The organism is Dyella sp. PARNA 12/25 (genome assembly GCF_055702865.1).
Genome location: NZ_JBVQCI010000001.1, coordinates 68,546 through 88,259, shown reverse-complemented (window position 1 = coordinate 88,259; position 19,714 = coordinate 68,546). Strand labels below are relative to the sequence as shown.

At 63.2% G+C, this 19,714-nt stretch carries 20 protein-coding genes; 12 read left to right on the top strand and 8 right to left on the bottom strand.

Annotated features, from left to right (window positions below):
* Positions 1–105 precede the first annotated feature (105 nt).
* Entirely contained in the window at positions 106–1,269 is a 1,164-nt protein-coding gene (locus tag AC0GUR_RS00395) for a 5-(carboxyamino)imidazole ribonucleotide synthase (RefSeq protein ID WP_472875482.1), read from the bottom strand.
* A complete protein-coding gene (gene purE / locus AC0GUR_RS00390) occupies positions 1,266–1,769 on the bottom strand; it encodes a 5-(carboxyamino)imidazole ribonucleotide mutase (RefSeq protein ID WP_267222726.1) in 504 nt (167 codons plus the stop codon). Before purE ends, AC0GUR_RS00395 begins: the two co-directional genes overlap by 4 nt.
* Positions 1,770–1,832: 63 nt before the next feature.
* Between purE and AC0GUR_RS00385 the strand changes: the two genes are divergently transcribed.
* From AC0GUR_RS00385 to AC0GUR_RS00370, 4 genes are all read left to right on the top strand, one after another.
* Entirely contained in the window at positions 1,833–2,105 is a 273-nt protein-coding gene (locus tag AC0GUR_RS00385) for a Trm112 family protein (protein ID WP_472875481.1), read from the top strand.
* A 162-nt stretch (positions 2,106–2,267) separates the two neighbouring features.
* Positions 2,268–4,550 carry a DUF1631 domain-containing protein gene (locus tag AC0GUR_RS00380; protein ID WP_472875480.1) on the top strand — a complete coding sequence of 761 codons (2,283 nt, stop codon included), beginning with the start codon at positions 2,268–2,270 and terminating at the stop codon, positions 4,548–4,550.
* A complete protein-coding gene (nadC, locus tag AC0GUR_RS00375; RefSeq protein ID WP_472875479.1) occupies positions 4,547–5,401 on the top strand; it encodes a carboxylating nicotinate-nucleotide diphosphorylase in 855 nt (284 codons plus the stop codon). The genes AC0GUR_RS00380 and nadC overlap by 4 nt, the downstream gene beginning before the upstream one ends.
* Before the next feature lie 86 nt (positions 5,402–5,487).
* Positions 5,488–5,895: a DUF3301 domain-containing protein gene (locus tag AC0GUR_RS00370; protein WP_472875478.1), complete on the top strand. Its 408-nt coding sequence runs from the start codon at positions 5,488–5,490 to the stop codon at positions 5,893–5,895.
* A 76-nt stretch (positions 5,896–5,971) separates the two neighbouring features.
* Here AC0GUR_RS00370 and AC0GUR_RS00365 read toward each other — a convergent pair whose 3' ends face one another.
* The 5 genes from AC0GUR_RS00365 to petA form a co-directional block, all read right to left on the bottom strand.
* Positions 5,972–6,424 carry a ClpXP protease specificity-enhancing factor gene (locus AC0GUR_RS00365; RefSeq protein WP_472875477.1) on the bottom strand — a complete coding sequence of 151 codons (453 nt, stop codon included), beginning with the start codon at positions 6,422–6,424 and terminating at the stop codon, positions 5,972–5,974.
* Positions 6,425–6,611: 187 nt separating this feature from the next.
* Positions 6,612–7,235: a glutathione S-transferase N-terminal domain-containing protein gene (locus AC0GUR_RS00360; protein WP_472875476.1), complete on the bottom strand. Its 624-nt coding sequence runs from the start codon at positions 7,233–7,235 to the stop codon at positions 6,612–6,614.
* A gap of 92 nt (positions 7,236–7,327) precedes the next feature.
* A complete protein-coding gene (locus AC0GUR_RS00355; protein WP_472876275.1) occupies positions 7,328–8,059 on the bottom strand; it encodes a cytochrome c1 in 732 nt (243 codons plus the stop codon).
* Between the two features lie 13 nt (positions 8,060–8,072).
* Positions 8,073–9,374, bottom strand: a complete 1,302-nt coding sequence (locus tag AC0GUR_RS00350) for a cytochrome b (protein WP_472875475.1) — start codon at positions 9,372–9,374, stop codon at positions 8,073–8,075.
* Complete coding sequence (petA, locus tag AC0GUR_RS00345; protein ID WP_472875474.1) at positions 9,374–9,979, bottom strand: ubiquinol-cytochrome c reductase iron-sulfur subunit; 606 nt, start codon at positions 9,977–9,979, stop codon at positions 9,374–9,376. Before petA ends, AC0GUR_RS00350 begins: the two co-directional genes overlap by 1 nt.
* A 381-nt stretch (positions 9,980–10,360) precedes the next feature.
* Here petA and AC0GUR_RS00340 point away from each other — a divergent pair, with 381 nt between their 5' ends.
* A complete protein-coding gene (locus AC0GUR_RS00340) occupies positions 10,361–11,548 on the top strand; it encodes a S1C family serine protease (RefSeq protein WP_472875473.1) in 1,188 nt (395 codons plus the stop codon).
* Here the strand turns inward: AC0GUR_RS00340 and AC0GUR_RS00335 are convergent.
* A complete protein-coding gene (locus AC0GUR_RS00335) occupies positions 11,534–12,622 on the bottom strand; it encodes a lytic transglycosylase domain-containing protein (protein WP_472875472.1) in 1,089 nt (362 codons plus the stop codon). The genes AC0GUR_RS00340 and AC0GUR_RS00335 overlap by 15 nt on opposite strands.
* A gap of 349 nt (positions 12,623–12,971) precedes the next feature.
* Between AC0GUR_RS00335 and miaB the strand changes: the two genes are divergently transcribed.
* From miaB to AC0GUR_RS00300, 7 genes are all read left to right on the top strand, one after another.
* Positions 12,972–14,324 carry a tRNA (N6-isopentenyl adenosine(37)-C2)-methylthiotransferase MiaB gene (miaB, locus tag AC0GUR_RS00330; protein WP_472875471.1) on the top strand — a complete coding sequence of 451 codons (1,353 nt, stop codon included), beginning with the start codon at positions 12,972–12,974 and terminating at the stop codon, positions 14,322–14,324.
* Entirely contained in the window at positions 14,321–14,815 is a 495-nt protein-coding gene (locus AC0GUR_RS00325) for a GNAT family N-acetyltransferase (RefSeq protein WP_472875470.1), read from the top strand. The genes miaB and AC0GUR_RS00325 overlap by 4 nt, the downstream gene beginning before the upstream one ends.
* Before the next feature lie 8 nt (positions 14,816–14,823).
* A complete protein-coding gene (locus AC0GUR_RS00320) occupies positions 14,824–15,810 on the top strand; it encodes a PhoH family protein (RefSeq protein ID WP_472875469.1) in 987 nt (328 codons plus the stop codon).
* Positions 15,807–16,271, top strand: coding sequence for an rRNA maturation RNase YbeY (gene ybeY, locus AC0GUR_RS00315; RefSeq protein ID WP_472875468.1), 465 nt, complete (start codon positions 15,807–15,809; stop codon positions 16,269–16,271). The genes AC0GUR_RS00320 and ybeY overlap by 4 nt, the downstream gene beginning before the upstream one ends.
* Positions 16,272–16,404: 133 nt before the next feature.
* Positions 16,405–17,253, top strand: coding sequence for an HlyC/CorC family transporter (locus AC0GUR_RS00310; protein ID WP_472875467.1), 849 nt, complete (start codon positions 16,405–16,407; stop codon positions 17,251–17,253).
* Positions 17,254–17,255: 2 nt separating this feature from the next.
* Positions 17,256–18,533, top strand: coding sequence for a lipoprotein N-acyltransferase Lnb domain-containing protein (locus AC0GUR_RS00305; protein WP_472875466.1), 1,278 nt, complete (start codon positions 17,256–17,258; stop codon positions 18,531–18,533).
* Between the two features lie 51 nt (positions 18,534–18,584).
* Positions 18,585–19,595, top strand: a complete 1,011-nt coding sequence (locus AC0GUR_RS00300) for a magnesium and cobalt transport protein CorA (protein ID WP_472875465.1) — start codon at positions 18,585–18,587, stop codon at positions 19,593–19,595.
* Positions 19,596–19,714 lie beyond the last annotated feature (119 nt).

Sequence of the window (19,714 nt, the reverse complement as noted above, 5' to 3'; positions counted from 1 at the left end):
TTCTTTTGCTTCTACTGTAGGAGCGCACTTGTGCGCGACAAGCCTACCAAGCGATACACCAACGCGCTGCGGTCGCGCACAAGTGCGCTCCTACAGTGACGGTGCTTATTTGCTCTCCATCAGCTTGCCGACGGCCGGCCCCGCTTGCTGGTCACGACCAAGCGCATGCGCGATACCAGAAAGCCGTTCTACCAATTGGCCACTATTGGGCGCACACACGGTGGCATGCCCCACTTTGCGCCCGACACGTGGCTGCTTGCCGTAGTCATGCCAATGCGCATCCACGGCTTCCAATACCGGCGCGGCATCGGGTAGCTCGCCGATCCAGTTGAACATCGCCGACAATCCTCGCGCCGAGGTATCACCCAACGGCAATCCAAGTACGGCGCGCACGTGGTTTTCGAACTGACTGGTGAGCGCGCCTTCGATGGTCCAGTGACCGGAGTTGTGCACGCGCGGCGCCATCTCGTTGCCGAGCAACTCGCCGTCCTTCACGAACAACTCCAGCGCGAACACGCCCACATAATCCAGCTGCTCGGCCAGCGTGCGGGCCAGTTCGGTGGCGCGTTCCTGCAGCGCCGTGATGTCCGGCGCGGGTGCCAGGCTCAGCGACAGCACGCCGTCGGTATGCCAGTTCTGGGTAAGCGGCCAGGTGCGAAATTCCCCCTGGCGCCCACGCACTGCCACCACTGACAGCTCGCGATCGAACGGCACGAAGGCTTCAAGGATCAGCCCGTGTGCCGTAGCCTGCGCACCGAGCGCAGCCCAGGCAGCATCTGCGTCGGCCAAGGTCTTGATCCGGAACTGACCCTTGCCGTCATAGCCCAGGCGACGGGTCTTGAGGATGGCTGGCGCACCAACGATAGCCAGCGCCTTGTCCAGTTCCTCGCGGGTATCGACTGCTTTGAATTCCGGCGTCATCAGGCCGCATTCGCGGAACAGGGTTTTCTCGGCCAGGCGATCCTGCGCCACCGCCAACGCACGCGGAGCCGGGAACACCGCCACGCGCTTGGCAAGCCAATGCGCAGTTTCGGCCGGTACGTTCTCGAAGTCGAAGGTGACCACGTCGACCTGACGCGCGAAATGGTCCAACGCGTCGTAGTCAGTCCAGTCAGCCACAACCAGCGGGGCGACTTGCCCGGCACAGGCATCGGCGGCGCTGTCGACCACCAGGCTCTTCACGCCCAGCGGCGCACCGGCCAATGCGAGCATACGGGCGAGCTGTCCACCACCCAGAATGCCAAGTACGGGTTGACGACGGGCGGTCACGAGCGCGGGTCCGGATGATCCAGCACGCTCTGCGTCTGCCGGGTGCGGTACGCATCCAAAGCGGTGGCCAGAGCCGGGTCATGCAGCGCCAGCACCGAAGCGGCCAGCAGCCCCGCGTTCACTGCACCGGCACGACCAATGGCCAGCGTACCCACCGGAATGCCGGCCGGCATCTGCGCAATGGAGAGCAGCGAATCCATCCCATTGAGGGCCTTGGACTGCACCGGCACGCCAAACACCGGCAGGCGTGTCTTGGCCGCCAACATGCCCGGCAAATGAGCCGCGCCACCGGCACCGGCCACGATCACTTGAATGCCGCGACCGACAGCTTCTTCAGCGTACTGGAACAACAGGTCAGGGGTGCGATGCGCGGAGACCACACGCACCTCGTGCGCGACGCCGAGCTCGGTCAGCACGCTGGACGCATGCTCCATGGTTTCCCAGTCCGAACGGGAGCCCATCACAACACCCACACGCGGCGGGAGGGAAGTCGAGGTCATGACCCAAGCCATCCAAAAGGGTTATTGTACGGACTTTCCGCGTCTCGGCACGATCCCGCTCCTATGGACAAACGCCTGCTCGATATCCTTTGCTGCCCGGTCAGCAAAGTCCCCGTTCGCCTCCTTCAGCGGCCTGAGCTGGACGCCCTCAACAGCGCCATCGGTGCTGGGCAGGTCCAGAACGTCGGCGGCGTCGCCGTGAGTGACCCGCTGTCGGAAGGCCTGATCACGACCGATCGCAAGGTGATCTACCGGGTTGCCGACGGTATCCCCGTGATGCTGCCGGAGGAGGGTATCGGCACCCTCCAGCTGACCCATTTCCCGGCTGCAGCCTGAGCCTCGGAACGGCCCCGACACCGCAAGAACCCACGTGCTGTGTGATCGCGTCGACATATATCGACGCGCCCAATGACAGCACGCCTGCGTTTACCTTATTGTAGGTATGCGTATTGTCGGAAAGGGCTTGACGCACGTCGGCATCACTTCAGGGGTGTGGCGATGAAAGACGCCAGTGAACCTTCCAATATCGTCAGCCTGAGCCAGCGCCTGGACCCGTCCAGCGAGCGCGGAGGCGCCCTTTTGAACACCGTCCGGGATATCGCCGGCCGCCGTCTGCAGGTTCTGATCAACGGCATGTTCGAGCATGTTGACGACGCCTTGTTCGACCTGGCGGAGAAGGCCGAGAACAATGCCGCGCAGATGCACTACTTCGACGGCATGCGCGAGGTGCGCAAGCTTCGCCCGATGGTCGAACGAGCCTTTCTCGCGCAGACCGCTCGCGGACTGAGTGAATTCGCCTCCAACTACCGCAACACTCCGAGCAACGGTGTCTCCTTGCCCGTCGGCTCGGCAGAGCTGTCGCTGGTGGCCGACAACGAGCTGGAAGAATCGCTGGCCATCACCAGCATGATCGGCAAGAACGAAACGCGCCTGACGCGCGAACTGTTCGCCGTGAATCAGCGCCTGTCCGTCATTTATGGCGGCATCAAGATCGAAGACGCGACCAACCCGGTGGGCCCGGCTGCGCTGTCCCAGGCATTTCGCCAGGCCATGCGTGAGCTCAACGCCGAAATGCGCGTCAAGCTGATCATCTACAAGCTGTTCGATCGCTACGTGTTGTCCTCGCTGGACGAGCTTTACCAGGAAATCAACGCCGAGCTGGTGCGCGCAGGCGTGCTGCCGCAGCTGCGCCACGAAGTGGCTCGCGCGGGCGGCCAGCGTGCGGGCGGCGCCGCAGCGGGCGCTTCTGCGGGCGGAGCCGCACAAGCTGAGGCCGGCCCCTTCCTCGGCGAGGACGACGGCGGCGCGTCAAACGAACTGCTTCAGACCCTGCGCACCCTGTTCAGCGCGCGACGTGGCGGACCGGAAACGGCCATGCGTGTCCCGGCCGGCGCCTTGCAGCTGCCCAGCGCCAATGAGCTTATCGGTGCGCTGAGCGTGCTGCAGAGTCAGGCCGCGATCAGCCAGCAACTGCCTTTACACGGGGGCAATGCCCTGGAGCTGACCGGCGAAGTGCAGCAGCTCAAAGAGCACTTGCTGGCCCAGATCGGTTCGCTGCGCGGTGAGAAGCCGAGCCAGGTATCGACCATCGACGAGGACACCATCGACCTCGTCGGCATGATGTTCGAGTTCATCCTCGAAGACCGCAACCTGCCGACTGAAATGCAGGTACTGCTGGCACGCCTGCAGATTCCGTATCTCAAGGTCGCCATTCTCGACCGCAAGCTGTTCGCCCACCGCCAGCACCCGGCGCGCCGCCTGCTGGACAGCCTGGCGGACTCGGCCAAGGGCTGGTCGGCCGAGTCAGACCGCGACCATCGCCTGCACGACAAGATCAAGTCCATCGTCGACCGCCTGCTGCAGGACTTCGATGACGACCTGACCATATTCGAACGCCTGTGCACCGAGCTGCAGGAGTTCCAGGACATCAGCCGCCGCCGCGCCGAACTGGCGGAGCAGCGTGTGGCCGAATCTACCCGGGGCCGCGAGAAGCTGGAGCAGGCGCGTCGCCGCGCCGCCCGCGAGATCCTCAGCCGTATAGACGGTCGCAACCTGCCGCCGCTGGTGCATGGCATCCTGTCGCGCGCCTGGGCCAACTATCTGGTGCTGACGATCTTGCGTCAGGGCGAGGAATCCAGCGAATTCCGCGATGCCCTGCGCTTTGCCAACGACTTCATCGATAGCACCAAGCCGGCACGTACGCTCGACGAGCGTCGCGCCCTGCGCCAGATGCTGCCGGGTATCGAGCGCGCGCTGCGCCGCGGCTTGGCCAATGTCGCCTTCCAGGAAAGCGACATCGATCGTCTGCTGGCCCAGCTGCATACCTACTACCGCCACCAGCTCGGCGAATCCTTGCCGGAGGCGGATGTGCAGGCCGTGGAAGAACCCACCGCCCTACCGATCCCCGAGAGCATCCAGCCCATTGCCGAGTCCGAGGCAGAGCTGGCCCGCTCCGAACCGGCGCAGGAACCGCCACTCGATACGGCGGAAATGCGTTTGGTGGCGGAGCTCAAAGCGGGCACCTGGCTCGAATTCGCGTCGGGCCCGGACACCCTCGAGCGTGCCAAGCTCTCGTGGATCAGCCCGATGAGCGGACGCTATCTGTTCGTGAACCGCCGCGGCCTCAAGGTGGCCGACTACTCACCGCACGAACTGGCTACCGCGCTCTCCAGCGGCACGGCCCGCGTGCTTGAATCCACCGCCTTGTTCGATCGTGCATTGGATGCCATTGTCGGTCGTCTCAGCCAACCGGCCTCGGCGAACCCATCAGCCTCCGAATGACCTCAAACAACCTTGCCCCGTTTTCGCCTGAGCTGATTCGGGCGGATGTCGAGCGCGCTTTTGCCGAAGACATCGGCACCGGCGACGCCACTGCCGACCTCTTGCTAGCCGATGCCAAGGCCAGCGCCACGCTGACCTGCCGCGAGGATGCGGTGATGTCGGGCATCGACTGGTTCAACGCCTGCTTCCGAAAGCTCGACCCAAAGGTACAGATCAACTGGGCCCTGGGTGATGGTGACCGCGCAGCAGCCGGCTCGGTGATCTGCAGCATTCAAGGCAATGCGCGCGCCATGGTGACCGCCGAGCGCTCTGCGCTCAATTTCCTGCAGTTGCTGTCGGGCACGGCCACCATCACCGCTGCCTATGTGGCTGCGGTGGCGGGTACTGGCGTGCGTGTGCTCGACACCCGCAAGACGGTGCCCGGGCTGCGACTTGCGCAGAAATACGCTGTGCGTTGCGGCGGTGGCCACAATCACCGTGTCGGTCTGTACGACGCCATCCTGGTGAAGGAAAACCACATCATTGCCGCCGGTGGCATCGCGGCGGCCGCCGAAGCGGCGCGACGCCTGCACCCGTCCCTGCTGCTGGAGATCGAGGTGGAAAGCCTCGACGAGCTGCAGCAGGCACTGGCCGCCGGAGCGGACCGCATCATGCTGGATAACTTCACGCTGCCGTTGATGCGCGAAGCCGTAGCCATCACCAACGGGCGGGCGCAGCTGGAGATTTCCGGCAATGTGGACCTTTCCACCATCGGCGACTACGCGCAGACCGGGGTCGATTTCATCTCGGTCGGGGCGCTGACCAAGCACGTTCGCGCGGTGGATCTGTCGCTGCGACTGCAGCTCGACTGAGACCGGATACGCAAGAGGCAGGCTCCCGCCATTTACTTCGGGAGTCCGCTCTTGCAAGCCGTCCAAGGCGACTACACTCTCGCCTCATGAGCGAAATCCCGGACCTGATCGTGCTATTGGTGCTGCTGGCCATCATCGGCCTATGGCTGAAGGCTAGCCGCGGCCGCGAGCAGGCTATCGCAGAAGCCCGCCTGCAATGCCGTCAGCACGGCCTGCAATTGCTCGATGAGACCGTGGGACTGCGTGCTCTGCACCTGGTCCGGCAGCGTGGCCCTTGGCTACTGGAACGCTGCTACACCTTCGAAGTGAGCATTGACGGCAACGATCGCGAGCCTGGACGGCTATGGCTGGTCGGACGCACCCTCACGGGCTTGAGCCTGCCCACAATCCAGAGCCACCTGCCGGGTATGAAGGACGATCACGCCTCGGCACCGGCATCGGATAACGTGGTGCCGTTGCGCCCCCGGGTACGCAACGACAACAAGCTTCACTAAGTCGGACTTCATGGCATCGAGCTCCATCGGGAGCCGATGCACGCCGGTCCGACAAGGCGTCGGGCGAACAGCCCGATTACTTCACCACGCGCAGGAAAGGCGCGCTGCGCTTGGGCTTCTCACCAGCCTGGTCGCCTTCGGGCGGGGTCGGTGTGTCCTCGGGGTCGGGGGACGACGGCGGGGGCTGGTCACCACCCTCTTCCACCGGGAACATCATGCCCTGCCCGTTTTCCTGGGCATAAAGCGCGAGCACGGCCTGCATCGGGATGTGAATGTTGTGGCTGACACCGGAAAAGCGGGCCTGGAAACTGATCCAATCGTTGCCCAGATCCAGGTTGGCCACGGCCCGCATGGCCAGGTTCAGCACCACCTGTCCGTTCTTGACGACCTGAGGCGGCACCCGCACCCCCTCGCGCCCGGCATCCACCAGCACATAGGGGGTGAGATTGTTGTCGGTGATCCAGTCATAAATCGCCCTTAGCAAGTAGGGACGATTGGAGGTCATCGGCGGGAGCTTGTCGTCGGTCATTCAAAAGCCTGTGGATGGCCGGCTCCGCGAGGGTCGTCAGGAGTCACGCCGGGTAGATGCGCAAAGTGTAATGCCAGCCGAGGCGGCTTGTCGCACGATGGTAGTCATGCGGCCGCCCTGAGCTGCCACCCGGGCTCACTTGGGGTTACTTCCCTCTTTCTCCACCTGAAATCAGGCGCGCGACGAACTATGGCCGCATGGCCTTTTCGTCGGGGGTCATGCTGCGCACATAGCCCTGACTGGCAAACAGGCGTTCGCCATAGTCCAGGATCGGCTTGCCTTCGCGCCCCAGGTCCACCCCCAGCCACGGCAACCGCCAGATCACCGGTGCCACCAGGCAGTCGGTAAGACTCATCTCAGGGTTCAGGAAGAAGCGTGACGCCTTGAATAGCGGCAGGGAGGACAGAAGGTGTTCGCGCATGCGCTTGCGGGCCGCATCAGCTGGGCGTCCGCCTGCCCGGATGGTGTCGATTTCAGGCAGCCAGTCCAGCTCGATTCGCACAGTGGCCAGGCGCAAACGTGCCCTGGACAGGGGATCGATGGGCATCAAAGGCGGGTGGGGATAGCGCTCGTCGAGATACTCACAAACGACCGCCGTGTTGTAGAGCGTCAGGTCGCGATCGACCAAGGTCGGCGTGGTGCCGTAGGGATTCAGATCGAGCAGGTCTTCCGGGGGCTTGGCCGGGTCCACCATGACCCTTTCGTAGCTGACGCCCTTGGCGGCGAGCACCAGACGCGTGCGGTGGCACTGGATGCCATCTGCGGTGGTGTACAGGGTGAGTGCGGTACGCGAACGAGCGCTTTGGACCATGCGCGATCTCCCCATCGGCTTGAAACCGGTACGGCGGCCCAGCCTTTCGAAGGCTTGTTGCCGCCGTACCGTAGTCGCTGGAAAGTGACGCCTTAGTGGACGTCCTTCCAGTACTCCTTCTTTAGCAGATATGCCAGGAAAGTGAAGCCCGCCAGGAACAGCAGCACCCAGATGCCGTAGTGCTGACGCTGCAGCGCGGCCGGCTCGGAGGCGTATTCGAGGAAAGCCGTCAGGTCACGGGTGGCCTGCTGGAACTGCGCCGGCGTGAGCTTGCCCGGCTGCGAAAGCTCCAACTTCTCCACGTCTTCGGAACCTTCCTTCTTCACGGCCGTCTGCAGGCCCTGCAGCTCCCACAGCGGGTTGGGCATGGAGGCGTTCGGGAACACCGCATTGTTCCAACCCACCGGGCGGGACGGGTCCAGATAGAAGGAGTTGAGGTAGCCGAACACCCAGTCGGGGCCCTGCTCCTTGGAACGCACTTCCAGCGAGAGATCCGGCGGCGCCTTGCCGAAGTACTGCTGGGCAAGCTCGTCCGGCATGTGCGACATCACCGGGTCACCGAACTTGGCACCGGTGAAGTTGAGGTTCTTCATGACCTCGTCTTCAGTCAGGCCCAGATCCTCGGCGAGACGCGAGTAACGCACATACTTCAGCGAGTGGCAGCCGACGCAGTAGTTGAAGAACAACTTGGCGCCACGCTGCAGCGAGGCCTGATCGCGGATGTTGGTACCGGCGGACGGCAGCCCCTCTTCGGCGGATGCCGTCGAGGTGACGCCGACCAGCAGGCCCACGGCAAGCGCAAACGAGTAGATGGCTTTCTTCATCGGGGTCTGTCGCTTAGTCATGGTCAAACACCACCCGCTCCGGCACCGGCTTGGTCTTTTCCCAACCAAAGTGCGTGTAACACCACAGGAACACGAAGAACCCGAAGTAGATGAAAGTCATCACGCGGCCGAAAGCGTTCTCTGCAAACGTCGCGCTATCGGGGAACCAGCTGAGAGCCAGCTCACCAATCACGCCAGCGCCCACCATGGCCAGTCCGATGAACGAGCCGGCGAACGTCATCAGCGCCACCTTGAAGCCCGTGCCACGATAGCGAATGGAGCGCACCTTGCCCGCATCGATCCACGGCAGCAGGAACAGCAGCGCAATGGCACCGAACATGCCCAGCACACCCCAGAAGGCTGTGCCGAAGAACGACGGGATCATGCGCAGAATCGCGTAGAACGGGGTGAAGTACCACGACGGCTTGATGTGCGTCGGCGTCACCAGGTTGTTCGCGGGCAAGAAGTTGTCGTGCTCCAGGAACCAACCGCCGAAGGTCGGCGCAAAGAAGATGATGAACGCGGCGATGAGCAAGAAGAAGCCGACGCCCACCAGATCCTTCAGCGTGTAGTACGGGTGGAACGGAATGCCATCCGTCGGTGCCTTGGGATCCCAGCGGTTGCCTTTCGGGCCGTGCTTGACGTCCACGCCGTCCGGGTTATTCGAGCCCACTTCATGCAGCGCGGCCAGGTGCAGCACGACCAGCAGCAACAGCACGATCGGCAACGCGATCACGTGCAGTGCGAAGAAGCGGTTGAGCGTTGCGTCTGCCGGCAGGTAGTCACCCATGATCCACTCGACCAGGCCACCACCAATCACCGGGATGGTGCCGAACAGCGAGATGATCACCTTGGCGCCCCAGAACGACATGTTGCCCCAAGGCAGCACGTAGCCCATGAAGGCCTCGGCCATCAGCGCAAGGAAGATCAGCATGCCCAGCAGCCACACGAGCTCGCGCGGCTTGTGGTACGAGCCGTACATCAGGCCGCGAAACATGTGCAGGAACACCACCACGAAGAACAGCGAGGCGCCGGTGGAGTGCATGTAGCGGATCAGCCAGCCCCACTCCACGTCACGCATGATGTACTCGACCGAGTTGAAGGCTTCCGCCGCACTCGTCTTGTAGTTCATGGTGAGGAAGATGCCGGTGACGATCTGATTGACCAGCACCAGCAGAGCGAGCGAACCGAAGTAATACCAAAGATTGAAGTTCTTCGGCGCGTAATACTCGGTCATGTGCTTGCGGTACGCGGGCATCATGCCCGGCGCACGCTCGTTGACCCAATCGCCGATACGCGTGACTACGTTGGCCATTAGCCGGCCTCCTTCGGATCCACGCCAATCTGGATGTGCGTATCGTCGACAAAGTGATACGGCGGAACTTCCAGGTTCTTCGGTGCCGGCACGCCCGCGTAAACGCGACCGGCCATGTCGTAGCGCGACTTGTGGCAGGGGCAGTAGAAGCCGCCCTTCCACTCCGGATCGAACGGCTCGGGCTTCATCACCGGGACGAAGTCAGGCACGCAACCGAGGTGGGTGCACAGGCCCACCAGCACCAGCCATTCCGGCTTGATGGAACGCACTTCGTTCTGCGCGTACTTCGGCTGCTGTTCGGCTGAGCCCTGATTGGACTTCGCGTCGACCAGACGGCTGTCCTGGCTGGGCAGCGCATCCAGCTGGGCCTGCGTGCGGTAGACGACAAAGACGGGAAGACCGCGCCAGGGAAAGGTCACCTTCTGGCCCGACTCGATCTTGCTGATGTCGACCGTGACCGGCGCACCCGCAGATTTCGCTCGGGCGCTAGGCTCCCACGACTTGATGAAAGGCACGGCTGCCGCGACGACTCCCACACCACCGACCACTACGGTGGTCGCTGTGAGGAAGCGGCGGCGGCCATGATCGACGACTTCGTTCGCCATCAGGCTCTCCGGAACTGACATGCCATTGAGACGCGGAACTTAATGAGTTCCACAGGTACTTGCCAAGCGTGTCGATGCGTAGCGCGGCAAAACACCGCCACTCGCAATCCGAAAAACCCTAAAGACTCCCCTGAAACGACAGCAGGCACGCATAGCACCAGCACGATGATCACGCAGCGTGTGCTGCATGGCATCACTCCCCCCGGTACCTGGCGTACCGGGAATCTCCCGGGACAACCCGCTTCGCAAGCGCCAGCAGAATTTGGCTCCCGCAAACACTGTTAGTGTAGCGTCAGGGCATGGCCCGTACAATCAACGCGCTGCGTCTGCCGCTTTAACGTTCCATCTGTCCTAACGCCTTGCCACGAAACGCATAACGACATGAAACATGCCGCAGGCACGCTCGCTTTTATCGCCCGCTTCGTCGTCCTGGGGCTGGCGGTTGCCTTCGTCATCGGACTCGTGTGGCCGGGTGTAGGTAACCACCTGCGACAATCATTTGGCTTCCCCCAGACAGGGGGCGTCGCGCCAACCGTACCGACGCAGACCGGACGCATCAGTGGTCCGACCTCTTATGCCGATGCCGTCGCCAAAGCGGCACCGTCGGTGGTGAACATCTATGCAAACAAGATGGTCACCGAGCAAGCCGTGCAGATGTACACCGATCCAGTGCTGCAGCGCCTGTTTGGTGGTCGCCCCGCAGGCCCGGCTTACAAGCGGCGTGAACAGAGCCTCGGCTCGGGCGTCATCGTGAGCAGCCAGGGCTACGTGCTCACCAATAACCACGTGATCGCCAACGCGGACGACATCCAGATCCTGCTCTACGACGGTCGCGTCGCCAAGGCGAAAGTGGTCGGTGCGGACTCGGAAACCGATCTGGCGGTTTTGAAGATCGATGCCAGCAATTTGCCGGTGATCCAGATCGCCGACCACACGCCGGTGCGCACCGGCGATGTCGTGCTCGCGATCGGCAACCCGCTGGGCCTCAACCAGACGGTCACCATGGGCATCGTCAGCGCCATTGGCCGACAGCTCAACGGCGCCAGCCCGGAAGACTTCATCCAGACCGACGCCGCCATCAACCTGGGTAACTCGGGTGGCGCGCTGGTCAACACTGATGGCGAGTTGGTGGGCATCAATACCTTGCTGATCGGCAAGGCCGCCAATGCCGAGGGCATCAGCTTTGCCATTCCGGTGAGCAGCGCCAAGCGCGTGCTGGACCAGATCATCGACACTGGCCACGTGGTACGCGGATGGATGGGCGCGGACTACACTTTTGTGCCAGTGGCTGCAGATAGTGGTTTGCCCGCGGCGGCGCGCGGCGCCCAGGTCACCGACATTTACCCCGGTGGACCGGCAGCCCAGGCGGGCATCCAGCCACATGACATTCTGTTGCGCATCGGTTCGGACGACATCGTCGACCCGGCCGACCTGCGCCGCCACGAGGCAGCACTCAAGCCGGGCAGCAAGGTGGAAGTGTCGGGCCTGCGCAACGGCACGCCGTTCCACACCGAAGTGATCCTCGCGCAACGCCCGCCGCCGAGACCGACGGCCTCACTGGATAGTTGAGATACCCGCAGCGGCCACCGGTGCATGCCCGCCCACCGGTCCAATAGCCTGCCCATAGCGTCGACGCAACGTACCTACGCGCTCGACGTAAACCTGCGTTTCGGCATAAGGCGGCACGCCGTTGTAGCGCTGCACTGCCCCAGGGCCCGCGTTGTACGCCGCAGCCGCCAGACGCTCGTTGCCATTGAAGGTACGCAGCAACAAACCGAGATAGCGGGCGCCGCCACGAATGTTCTGCGCAGTGTCGAAGGCGTCCCTCACCCCCATATCCAATGCTGTACCCGGCATCAGCTGCATCAGCCCCTGGGCACCCTTGATCGACATGGCGCGGGGATTGAACGCGCTCTCTGCATGGATGATGGCGCGCAGGAACGCCTCATTCACGCCCGATTCCTGGCTGGCCAGTTGAATGACGTCGGCGTACGCGGAGAGGTTGAGCGTCACCGAGTCCCAGCGGATGGTGGAGTGCAGATTGCAGGCCATGCAGGTGGCGATATAGCTGAACAGCATGGTCACCGCATGCCCCTGCTGCCCTGCCGGCTTCAGGTTGGTGTACTCGATACTGCCGTCCTTGCGCACCACCCGATACACCGCGCCGCGCAACACCCGGTCGCCATCCGTCGACACATTGGCCACCGGCTTGTCCGGCACCGACGTCGCCCGTGCCGGACCTGCCTCGCTATAGCTCCACTGCCCTGGCTTGCCAGCCGGCTGGCTTGGCGCGGGGGCCGGGACCTCGCGTGCAGTCGTCTTGACCGAGTCGGTGACCCAGGCAAGTGAAGGCGGCTGCGGAGGCGGCACGGCTGCAACCTTGCCAGCCGTCGTCGCTGCCGAACCCTGCACGGCACCCAGCGAAGCGGCCGGAACCTTGGGGGCAGCAGGCTTGCGTCGCACCGGCTCCGGCGCGCCAGCAACACGGCTACACCCTGAGTAACCTGCTGTGCTGCTGCTAAACACGACTTCGCCCGATGCACCTTCGCAACGGTAAAGCGCACCAGCGTGGGCACGCAGAGGTGTTCCCAGCAGCCCAACGGCCAACACACCGCCAGCCGCCAGCCGCCAAAGGGCCGACATGCCCAGCCGCGTACGGGGCAGCCCTATCACGAGCTCCCCTTCGGCCACCCCGCCAAGGCGGCAGCCATTGCGCGGTCGAACATCGACATGCATCCCCCTTCCTTCACTCCCCGGGCGCCTTATTGCAAGGCACCCGGCCTGGCGGGAGTGTGCGCTGCGTGAGGGCCCACGCCAAGCGGCGCCAGGCTGTTTCGTGCGGCAGTGCCGGTTTGGGTTGCCAGCTCACCCCTATCTTCATGCAAGTGATTGATCCAGCACGGCCGTTCGAGTGGCAGCAACGGCCTGGGGCGCGTAAACTGTGCGGTTCGGCGGCCGACCCACCGCCCCTTGAACTACGGTGTCTGAATCCATGACCGGCAAGCTTTTCATCAAAACCCACGGCTGCCAGATGAACGAGTACGACTCGGCCAAGATGGCGGACGTGCTCAAGGCCTCGCACGGGCTGGAACTGACCCAGGACGAATCCGAAGCGGACGTCATCCTGATCAACACCTGTTCGATCCGCGAGAAGGCCCAGGAGAAGGTGTTCAGCCAGCTCGGCCGCTGGAAGGAACACAAGCAGGGCGGCAAGCCGGTACTGATCGGCGTGGGCGGCTGCGTGGCCTCGCAGGAAGGCCAGGACATCATCAAGCGCGCGCCGTACGTGGACCTGGTGTTCGGCCCGCAGACGCTGCACCGCCTGCCCGAGCTGATCGAGGCGCAGCGCGCCTCCGGCAAGCCACAGGTGGACATCAGCTTCCCGGAGATCGAGAAGTTCGACCGCCTGCCCGAACCGCGCGCCGAAGGCCCCACCGCCTTTGTGTCGATCATGGAAGGCTGCTCCAAGTACTGCTCCTACTGCGTGGTGCCCTACACCCGCGGCGAGGAAATCAGCCGTCCGTTCGACGACGTAATCGTCGAAATCGCACAGCTGGCCGAACAAGGCGTGCGTGAAGTGACTTTGCTGGGCCAGAACGTCAATGCGTATCGCGGCCCCACGCACGATGGTGGCACTGCCGATCTCGCCGTGCTGATCCACGCCATCGCGCAGATTGAAGGCGTTGGACGCATCCGCTTCACCACCTCGCATCCGCTCGAGTTCTCCGACTCGCTGATCGAGGCGTACGCCAACGTGCCGCAGCTGTGCAACTTCCTGCATCTACCGGTGCAAGCCGGATCCGATCGCATCCTCACCGCGATGAAGCGCGGCTACACCGCTTTGGAATTCAAGCAGAAGATTCGCAAGCTGCGCGCCGTGCGTCCTGACATCTGCCTCTCGTCGGACTTCATCGTTGGCTTCCCAGGCGAAACGGACGAGGACTTCGAAAAGACCATGAAGCTGATCGAAGACGTCGGCTTCGACCAGAGCTTCTCCTTCATCTTCTCGGCACGCCCGGGCACGCCTGCGGCCAACCTCGCCGATGACACGTCGTCGGATGTGAAGCACGCACGCCTGGCCCGCCTGCAGGCCAAGCTCAACGAGAACGCGCGCCTCATCAACGAGGCGATGGTGGGCACCGTGCAGCGTGTGCTGGTGGAAAAGCCCAGCAAGAAGAGCCCTCACGAGTTCACCGGCCGCACTGAGAACATGCGCTTTGTGAACTTCCCCGGCGACGCCCGCATGATCGGCCAGTTCATCGACGTGGTGATCACGGAGGCCATGAGCAACTCGTTGCGCGGCCGCGTGAAACTGGCAGAAGACGACGTCGCACTGGCCTCGTGATCGCACTGCTCACGATCAGGGAAATCGGTGCGGATGAATTCGCACTGGCGTGGCCGCTGTTCCGTAGCGTGGTCGCCGCTGGCGACACCTACAGCTACCCGCCGGATCTGAGTTTCGAGCAGGCCCGTGACTGGTGGACGGCGCCACCCACGCGCTGTTTCGTCGCTGAGCGGGAAAATCGGGTGCTGGGCTGCTATATGCTTCGCCCCAACCAGCCAGGGTTGGGCGACCATGTCGCCAACGCGGGTTACATGGTGTCGCCTACCGCACGTGGCCAGGGTGTCGCCTCGCTGATGTGCGAGCACTCGATGGCGGAGGCTCGCAACGCGGGCTTCACCGCCATGCAGTTCAACTTTGTTGTCTCGACCAATACCACCGCGGTGCGCCTGTGGGAGCGCCACGGTTTCCACATTGTCGGCAAGGTGCCTGGCGCGTTCCGCCATACGGCACACGGCGCCACCGACGTCTATGTGATGCATCGGCATCTTTGACACGACCCATGACCAACGGCCTGAACCAACGCGACTTTTCCCTCGAGCCGGAAGACAACGCCCGGCTGTCCAACCTTTGCGGCCCCTTTGACGAACACCTGCGCCAGATTGAGCTGCGTCTGGGCGTGGAGATCAACCACCGCGGCGGCTTGTTCCAGGTGATCGGCGACGAAGGCGCATCGCACGTCGCGGAGAAGGTGCTGCGCGCGCTCTACAATGTGACTGCGAACGAGTCGCTCAACGGCGCCAAGATCAACCTGCACCTGGCCGATTCGGGCATCGACGCCATCGTCAACGATGCCGCCGAGAGCGCACAGGAAGTCGCCATCAAGGTGAAGCGCGGCGTGATCAAGGGTCGCGGCCCGAACCAGGCGCGTTACCTGCACGCTATCACCACGCATGACATCAGCTTCGGTGTCGGTCCGGCAGGCACCGGCAAAACCTATCTGGCCGTCGCCAGCGCCGTCGAAGCGCTTGAGGCCAACCGTGTGCAGCGCTTGCTGCTGGTTCGCCCTGCGGTCGAAGCCGGCGAGAAGCTGGGCTTTCTGCCGGGTGACCTGAGCCAGAAGGTAGACCCCTATCTGCGCCCGCTGTACGACGCGCTCTATGAAATGCTCGGCTTTGAAAAGGTTGCCAAGCTGATCGAGCGTAACGTGATCGAGATTGCGCCGCTGGCGTATATGCGCGGCCGTACGCTTAACGACTCCTACGTCATCCTCGACGAAGCACAGAACACCACCGTTGAGCAGATGAAGATGTTCCTTACGCGCATCGGCTTCGGCTCGGTGGCGGTGATCACCGGCGATGTCAGCCAGATCGACCTGCCGCGCAATGTGCGCTCGGGTCTTCGCCATGCCATTGAGGTGTTGCGCGGCGTGGAAGGCATCAGTTTTACGTTCTTCACCTCGCGCGACGTGGTGCGCCATCCGCTGGTGGCCAAGATCGTGCGGGCGTATGAAGCGTTCGAACAGGCCTCCGAGGACCAGTCCAAGTGAGCACACCCCTGACGCTATCTGTCGGCTATGCCGTGCCACGCAAAGGCGTGCCGTCGGCGGCCAGCTTCCGTGCATGGGCCGAGGCGGCCTTGCGCGGCGCCAGGCGTCGCAAGGCGACGGAGCTGTCCATCCGCATCGTCGACACGGATGAGGGACGCGCGCTCAATCGCGACTACCGAGGCAAGGACTACGCCACCAACGTGTTGTCGTTTCCGGTGGAATTGCCGCCAGGCATCGCACTGCCCTTGATCGGCGACCTGGCGATTTGTGCGCCCGTGGTCGCCCGCGAGGCGAAGGAGCAAGGCAAGAACCCGCGCGATCACTGGGCGCACATGACCGTGCACGGCGTGCTGCACCTGCTCGGTTACGACCACATAGAGGACGCGGAAGCCGAGGCCATGGAGGCCCTGGAGACCCGGATTCTGGCTGGGCTGGGCATTTCCGACCCCTACGAAGCCTGAGCCCTCCCTACCCTTCTCAGGGGTGACCCGGCAGGGCCGGAAGGGGGTGCGTTGCGCCCTTGTTCCTGAATCGTCACGAATTTTCCGCTAGACTGGCCTTTCCGCCCGGTATCGGGCTGCATTCACACGAGTAATGAACGAGGACCCTGGCAGTACCAGCGGCCCAGCCCATCGCAAATGGTGGGATCGACTGGGCCACATGTTTTCCGGCGAGCCGCGCAACCGGAAGGAGCTCATCGACGAGCTGCGCACCGCCCAGGCCAATGGCCTGATGTCCAATGACACCCTCACCATGGTGGAGGGTGCGATCAAGGTTACCGAGCTGAGCGTAGACGATGTGATGGTGCCGCGCGCCCAGATCGTGATGCTCTCCGCCGACGCGCCACTGCGCGAGATCCTGGACACCGTGGTCGAATCCGGCCATTCGCGCTTCCCCGTACACGGCGAAGACAAGGACGACATTCTCGGCATCCTGCTCGCCAAGGATCTGCTGAAGTTCGTCGGCGACGGCAACCATTTCGATATCAGCACCGTGCTGCGCCCAGCCGTGCTCATTCCCGAAGCCATGCGCCTGAACGTGCTACTGGCCGAGTTCCGCCACACACGCAATCACATGGCGCTGGTGGTGGACGAATACGGTGGCGTGGCCGGCCTCATCACCATCGAAGACGTGCTGGAGCAGATCGTCGGCGAGATCGACGACGAGCACGACGACGAGGAAGAACCCCAGCTCATGCATGAACAGTCGGGCGGCGGTTGGGTGGTCAGCGCCCTCACCCCGATTGCCGATTTCAATGAGCAAGCCGGCGCGCATTTCTCCGACGAAGAGTTCGACACCGTCGGCGGCATGTGCACCTCCGAGTTTGGCCATCTGCCCGAAGTGGGCGAAGAAATCGCCATCGGTGACTATCTGTTCCATGTCACCGAAGCCGACGACCGCCGCGTACAGGCATTCCGCGTCACCCGTTTGCAGGAAGACTGAACGTGCACTATCAGGGCAGGAAGCCGTTGCCGGCTGTTTCTTCATGGTTCCGGCGGACGCTGGCCGGTTTCGCCCTGATCCTGCTGTGCTGCGCGCTGGGTTGGTCGCCACGTGCGCAAGCCGGCGTCGCCAATGCGCCGGGCGCCAACTTGGAAGTGTCGCTGGTCACCTACGGCCCCGGCGACACCTATTGGGAACGCTTCGGGCACGATGCCATCGAATTGCGCGACGCGGTCAGCGGTGAAGCCATCACCTTCAACTACGGCGTGTTCGACTTCGACGAAGAAGGTTTTCTGCTGCACTTCGCTGCAGGGCGCATGCATTACCTGATGGATGCCGCACCCACCGAGGTGGACCAGAAGTACTACATGGATGTCGGCCGCTCCGTGACCCGCCAGCGCCTGGAGTTCACACCGGCGCAGGCGTCTGATTTGCGCGACTTCCTGCTGTGGAACCTACAGCCCGAGAATGTCCGCTACGACTACGACTACTACGAAAAGAACTGCGCCACGCGCGTTCGCGACGCGCTGGACAAGGCCTTGGGCGGCGTCCTGAAGCAGCAGCTGGAAAGTCGCCCAGGTGGCATGACCTTCCGCCAGCAGACCGCGCGCCTGATGAGCCAGCAAGCCTGGCTGATGCTGATACTCGACCTGGGCCTCGGTCCGTACGCAGACCAGCCGCTCAATGCCTGGCAGGAGAGTTTTCTGCCCATGGTGTTGCAGTCGGAAATCAGCCACGTCACCGTGACCGATGCGCAAGGTAACGCGCATCCGCTGGTGCAGGACGAGCAACTGGCCTCGCCCAATCGCCTCGACGCACCTCCCTCGCAAGCACCGGATCTTCGCCTGCCATTGGCGCTGGCTGGATGGATCTTCGCTGCTTTGCTGGTAATGACGCACCGTTACGCGCGAACCCTCTATGCGCTGCTCGGCTCGCTCTATCTCGTGCTCGCAGGCTTCGTCGGTATCGCCTTGCTGGTGTTGTGGGTACTGACCACCCATCACTCCGCCTGGGCCAACGCCAACCTGCTGCTGTTTAACCCGCTGGCGTTCCTGATGATCGGCGCCGTGTGGCGCGCCCGGCGAGGCGCAACCGCCTCTCGCCGAGTCGACATACTGATCGTGGTGCAACTGCTGGCCCTGCTCGCCGCCATGCTGCTGCACCTGCTGCCCGGCGTCGTACAGCAGAACCAGCCTTGGCTATTGTTCGCACTGCCGTGCTGGCTGGCACTGGCGTGGACATTGAGGCGCTCTCCGGTCGTGCGGGCCGCGACTCACTAGCGTGCTGTCGTTGCCCTGCCACTTGCCGGCGCGCATCATTTGAACATGCAGATGACCACTTCGCCCCACACCGCCGCTGCTTCAGCTACACCCATGGTGATCAACTGCGTTGCCTACCGTTTCGATGGGCAGCGCATAGGGGATATCAGCCTCGACGACATCAGCGAGGTGCTGAAGCAGCCGGATACCTTCGTATGGGTCGGGTTGCATGAACCGGATGCGCCTCTGCTCGACAAGATCCAGGAAGAGTTCGACCTGCACGATCTCGCCATCGAGGATGCGCAGCACGCTCACCAGCGCACCAAGATCGAAACCTACGGCGATTCGCTCTTCATCGTGGTGCAGACGGCCCAGCTGGTAGGCGGACATATCGCCTTTGGTGAGACGCACATTTTTCTGGGCGCCCGTTATCTGGTCACCGTGCGCCACGGCGCTTCGCTGTCATACGCTCCTGCACGACGCACCTGCGAGCATTCGCCCGAGCTGCTTGCGCTCGGTCCCAGCTACGGGCTTTACGGTGTTCTCGACTTCATCGTCGACAACCTGTTGCCGATCGTGCGCGACTTCCGTGAAGAGCTGCAGGACCTGGAGAAGGACATCTTCTCCGACACGTTTAAACGCAGCACGGTTCGTCGCCTCTACGACATGCAGCGTGACCTGATGACTTTGCGGCTGGCGGCAGCACCGCTGCAGGACATCATCAGCCAACTGGTGCGCCTGCATCCGCAGCTGATTCCCGATGAGCTGCGCGCCTATTTCCGCGACGTCTACGACCACGTATTCCGCGTCAACGAGTCGATCAGCGCAATGCGCGAAATGCTGGCTGCCGCGATCAACGTGAACTTGTCGCTGGTGACCTTCGGGCAGAACGAAGTCATGAAACGACTGGCTGGTTATGCAGCCATGCTGGCCGCGCCGACGCTTATCACCAGCTGGTACGGCATGAACTTCACGCACATGCCGGAGCTCAACCAGCCGTGGGCTTACCCGGTGATCATTGGTGCGGTAGGCACGCTGGTCGGCAGCATTTACTACTTCCTCAAGCGGTCGAAGTGGTTGTAAGAGTCGCAGGCATAGCCACTTCGCGACCGCTCATTGCTCGTCATTCCGGCGCAGGCCGGAGTCCGGTAATGGTGACGCGCAAGTTTTGCGGCGAGAACTCGCGCTCTGGCGTTCCGCGA